The following is a 987-nucleotide window of genomic DNA, read 5'->3' as shown; positions in this document are numbered from 1 at the left end:
AGGATTTAATTGGACTCCGGTCAGACACAGACTGCTTGCATTCCCGATAACATTTTTATTTTTGCAGAGGTGTAAAATCAGAACGGGAGTATGATGGAAGCAACGGATAAATATATGGAAAGCCGGATTTTTGGTTATGCCCGGGTGAGTACGCGCGATCAGAATCTGGATATGCAGCTCGATGTATTACAGCAACAAAAGTGTATAAAGATATTTTGTGAAAAAATCTCCGGTATAAAAAAAAGACCTGAATTGGAACGGTGTCTTTCTTCTCTCAAAGAAGGCGATGTTTTAGTAGTTTACAAATTGGACCGATTGGCCAGAAGCTTATCTGAGATTGTACGGATTTGTTCGGAACTGGAAAATAAAAAGATTCGAATCCGGTCGGTAAAAGATAATATAGATACGACAGATTATATGGGAAAATTCACTATGCATATTTTTGCGGCCTTGGCAGAATTTGAGCGGAATGTGATTATAGAACGTACCCGGGAAGGCCGTGAGGCTGCTTTAAAAAGGGGTAAAATATTTGGCCGTCCGAAAGGATTGAGTTCCCTTGCCCAGAAAAAAGTAAAACAAGCAGCAAGGCTTTATCAACAAGGAAATTCCATTAAACATATTTGTCAACAAATTGAAATAAAGAGTAAAAGCACTCTATACCGCTATCTTCAACTTGAAAATATACAATTGAGAGCAGGAAGTAAATTTCCTTCCCTGGAGAAAAGATTATGCCCTGAAAACCGGAAATAAGAAATAGTCTCTTCTCTTGATAAAGTAAGAATAAAACTATATTTTTGCGAACAATACAAAGGCCGTTCCTCAGAACCAGACATGTCACTGAGGAGCGCGGAGCGTGTCCGGAAGTATACTTTTCTGTGGGTAATCAGGTGTATTATTATTAATTAATCCAAATTTTGGTTTCTGAAAATTTCAGGAATATCATTCTTTCTTTTACGAAATTGTTCTCTGATGGTCCAATTAAATCCT

The 987-nt window shown here is 37.7% G+C and carries 1 protein-coding gene; it reads left to right on the top strand.

Features of this window, described 5'->3' with window-relative positions; genetic code table 11:
- Positions 1–90: 90 nt before the first annotated feature.
- Positions 91–750, top strand: a complete 660-nt coding sequence (locus tag D1136_RS10775; protein WP_237567063.1) for a recombinase family protein — start codon at positions 91–93, stop codon at positions 748–750.
- Positions 751–987 lie beyond the last annotated feature (237 nt).

The sequence above is a fragment of the Odoribacter sp. Z80 genome (assembly GCF_009935865.1).
Lineage (GTDB): Bacteria > Bacteroidota > Bacteroidia > Bacteroidales > Marinifilaceae > Odoribacter.
The sequence above is the reverse complement of the archived record's forward strand: the minus strand, read 5'-3'. Positions and strand labels throughout refer to the sequence as shown.